At 48.0% G+C, this 3,940-nt stretch carries 3 protein-coding genes; all 3 read right to left on the reverse strand.

What is annotated here, in order from left to right:
• The coding region (locus GF309_15840) for an ABC transporter ATP-binding protein (GenBank protein MBD3160250.1) at positions 1-142 on the reverse strand (142 nt) is incomplete at its 3' end.
• A 14-nt stretch (positions 143-156) separates the two neighbouring features.
• The gene (locus GF309_15845) at positions 157-2,979 is read right to left on the reverse strand and encodes an FtsX-like permease family protein (protein MBD3160251.1); all 2,823 of its coding nucleotides are present in this window, start codon (positions 2,977-2,979) and stop codon (positions 157-159) included.
• On the reverse strand, positions 2,980-3,940 hold a 961-nt coding region (locus GF309_15850), incomplete at its 5' end, for an FtsX-like permease family protein (GenBank protein MBD3160252.1).

Here is a 3,940-nt window from a genome sequence, read left to right on the forward strand (position 1 = left end):
CAATAGAGATGAACTCTCCATGGTCCACCTCAAAGTCCATCCCCCTCAGCGCGATGACTTCCTTTCGTCCTCGGCGATAGACCTTCATGAGGTCTCGCACTACAAGTTTGTTCTCTTCTGCAATTTGTTCTAAATCTTCCATGGGATCGCCTCCAATCAGCTAACGTATTGAATTTCCTCCGCGATATTCTTCTCCAATGTCTCTTTGGTGATGAAATAAGTTGTAACGAGCACGGCTATTAGAGTCACCAGTACAACGAAGCCAACCACTAGGTAGGGTACAGCAATAACAACAGGCAACCTGAGCCAGTAGAGTGTGATTGTTGTACCTATGTAATTGAGCGGGACTTGGATAGCAAAGCTCGTGAGGGCAAGACCAATCAGACCTCCAACTCCGGCGGCTATTACCGTTGTTGCCAGTGAATCCACAAGCATTGGGACCAGTATCGACCGTCTTTCTGTCCCTAGTGCTCTCAGGACTGACAATGGTCGCCTTAGGTTCTGTATTCTTACCACAGTCACGATCGCGATTCCTGCTGTGAGGTATATCAATGAGAATACAACATTCAGCGTATAGACACCGTATATTGTCTGTGCAGCCCTCGAATCAAGTGCACGGTCAAGGTTCAGGAGTCCAGACTCTATCCTCTGGAATGATGACTGGGATAGTCCAGCGATTTCTCCCATTATTCTCGTGTAATTCGCTCCTTGGTCGAGTTTGACGTAGAAGCTAGAAACTTCACTCGTATTCGTACATGCCTGAACATAATCAAGGTTCATCAATACGAAGGTCCCCAAATTCGGCTTCCCGGGAAAGTATGATGGCCCTCTCTGATACTGGTATTGAGATGACAGAACGTCGACGATTGTGCAATCTGATTTGTTAGCCCATCCCGGGCCTTCCAGGTGGATTGTGACTTCGTCTGAATAGACTGCAATCTGCTGTCCTCCAATCCCACCTGAATAGGTTTCGGTGGGTTTGAAGGTAGTGATAACACTCTGGTTATTCAGTGACATCTGGTTCAATGACTGGCTAGGACTCCTGTCCTTGGTGAAATGGTCAAGTAAGAACCCAGATTCCGCCCAGGCTTTCGCCTGAACACCAAAAATACTTACACTACTGTTTATGTATTCAAAACCATAACGTTGCGCCTGCCTGAACTCGATATACCCCGTTGTTTCAAAAATCGCCGAGGCCTTTTTCACACCATCAATGCCTGTAATGTCATCCAGCATATCCGCTGTAATATTGTGGACTTCTGGTCGTACCTTGATAACTACATCCCCACCGGCTTCGAACATGGCAAGTGATCGCGTGTGATTGAATCCTGTCTCAGCTGAAATCGAACAAAACAACCCTGCAGTGAAGACCAATCCCACAAAAGCCACTGCGAGGGTTTCGCTCTTTTTGAACATCTTAACGGTGCGGGATAAGAGTCGAGAACCTGGAGCATACTTGTTGGCTTTCAATCGAGAAACCAAATCCGCCTTGATATTTGGTCCCCCTCTCGCCAGCAGACGAGCAAGGCCGACGACAAACATTGCCATGAATACGACGACTACGATGCTGAAGTATAATCCTCCAGTTCCAAAGCCTGCACCATAATATGACAGTCTTGAGAACATGGGATAGAGGAAGAACGCAGCAACACCAACAGCACCAAGATCCATGAATGGATTGCCAAGGCCGCTTTCTTCTTGGAGTACTTCTTTCTCAAGCCAGGCATGGGCCTCTTCAGGTGACATGAGGAGTGATTGAACTGCTGTGGGAATAGATACTGCTACACCAACCCCAAACGAAAAGAGGAATACTGAAATGATCGCCTCCCGCTCCAGCAACAAACTAAAGCCAGCTAACCTTTCAAGATTGAATTCCAGGAGTGTGCGGACTGAGCCTGACAAATAGGAGGACAGCACACCGATCAGTACCGCGCCTAGGCTTCCTATCAAAGCTACACTCACAGCTTGTTCTATAACCCACCTGAAGGCTTGCCTTCCGGAGGCCCCCCGGGTCTTGAGCGTGCCGACGTCCTTCCTTCGTTGGTCGGCCACCAGCTCAGAGTTGTAGTATACCAACATGATGCCCATTGTTAGGGAGGGTATCGAGAATCCAAGTGAAATCGAGGTAACGGTTTGCGCCCATCCGGTATATGAGAGCAGCGTATCTTCCAAGTCATATTCTGACACATAGGCGTAAGGCAGGCTGTTCTGCTCGATCTGCTTACCAATATTCTTGGCTCTGTCAGCGGGTGTCGTACTGGTAGATGAAAGGATGGAGGACTCATCAAGGTCGACCCAAAAGACTTCCTTTTTGCTCACATATCCTCTGGGATCAAGCTGGGGGAACGCGGTTTCCAGCCCTTGCTTTGTCGTTATCATCCGTAACATTGAGACCCCTTGGTTACGGGCATACCGCATGGGAAAGAGGTTGGTCCTGAATGAGCCAACAATGACAAAGTCTTTTTCTATGACGATTTCCGTCCCGTTTTCATGGATCCTGGATACTGCTGTGAAGTTGTCCCCAATGCTAAGCTCGTAATGCTCAAGCGTTGACACCTCAACATAACAGGAGGAATCGTTCAGCCTTGCCGCGGTGGTAAGCAGTTCGAAAGCTTGGGGAAATCTTGATGGAGTATCCTCTACGATACCGAGATACACCTGTTCTTGATATTCATAATCGTCCACGTCCCAATCATAAGAGCGCACCAAGCTCAGGAGTTGGGAAGTTTCTACATTTTGTTGACTTTCGATAATCCCTTGGATGTCCTGTGTTGTTGTCTCGTTCTGGTCATAAAACTGTTCAGATAAGGCGACCTGCATGTCAACCGAGACATTCCCTGTCATCTCTTGAAGAACATCTGGACGTATGCTGTCCATATAAAACAGAATGCCGCCCAAGACACCTGCTGACAACGAGAATATCAAGAAGGTGGCAAACACCTGCCGTTTATCAGCGGTTAGTCGTGCCAACATAAACATTTAGACTTCTCCTCCGCGATAGGGACCAGCTTCTGCCCAATGTGCATTCAGCGCCTCTTGCAGGTTTACTTTTGAATTAGTGACAGCTACGATGAAAATCATTGTTACCATCGAAATGACAAAGAAGCCGAGTATGGCGAGCAATCTGAACCAAGGAACAGATGGAAATATGGATACTGGGAATACATAGCTGCTCGTAGAAATAGTTAGGAGCGTATTTACAATGAAGACAGGGGAGAAGAGCAGGAGTAGCATAAGCGCTGATATCGATAAGATGAGTAGCTCCGCTGCCTGCGTCTTTACGATGTCTGCTGTCCGTGCTCCCATGGATCTCAGCAAGGCCACTTCTCGTTTCCTTGAACGGATGTCTTCAGCGGCGTAAATCGAGAATGCCCCAAACATGACCAGGACCATACCCACAGTCATCATCGTGTCGACAGCCCTGTCCATGGAATATTCTGCCTGGTCGACATACTGTTTCACTTCATAGTCCACGCAGGCCCATCCATTGTAAGCTGTATCCCAGTAGTCTCCTTGCGTTTCTATTACTGCGTTGCCTGATGCATTCATCAGTTCTTCTACCATTGCAGTGGAATTCCCCTTGTCCCTTACATTCACACAAAGCGAATTCTGTGCTGAAGCCGTGAAGTTGATTTCAGATGCCAAGTACTCTCTATTTGCGTACATAACTTGTTTCCCAAAAGGCTGAGGCCGGTAGGACTCTGACCGGGTGGTGATAATGCTACCATCGGAAAGGCCATCGACTATGGCTAGTATTGAAAACACAAAGACCTTGCTACCCTCGGGGCTTTCAATCGATGCCCTAACCGAGTCCCCGACAACCAGCTCGTATTCCTGTGCCACCTCTTCGGTAAGTATCACGCCGTTTGGCGTAGAATCAAGCTCATCTAATGTCTGCGAGAGTACTGTCGATTCGTTCAGCAGAGTCCCTGTGTAATCG

The organism is Candidatus Lokiarchaeota archaeon (assembly GCA_014730275.1).
Taxonomy (GTDB): domain Archaea; phylum Asgardarchaeota; class Thorarchaeia; order Thorarchaeales; family Thorarchaeaceae; genus WJIL01.

Bases quoted from the DNA above. Each gene is read 5' to 3' on its own strand.
- GF309_15845 (MBD3160251.1), bottom strand. From the start codon at position 2,979: ATGTTTATGTTGGCACGACTAACCGCTGATAAACGGCAGGTGTTTGCC.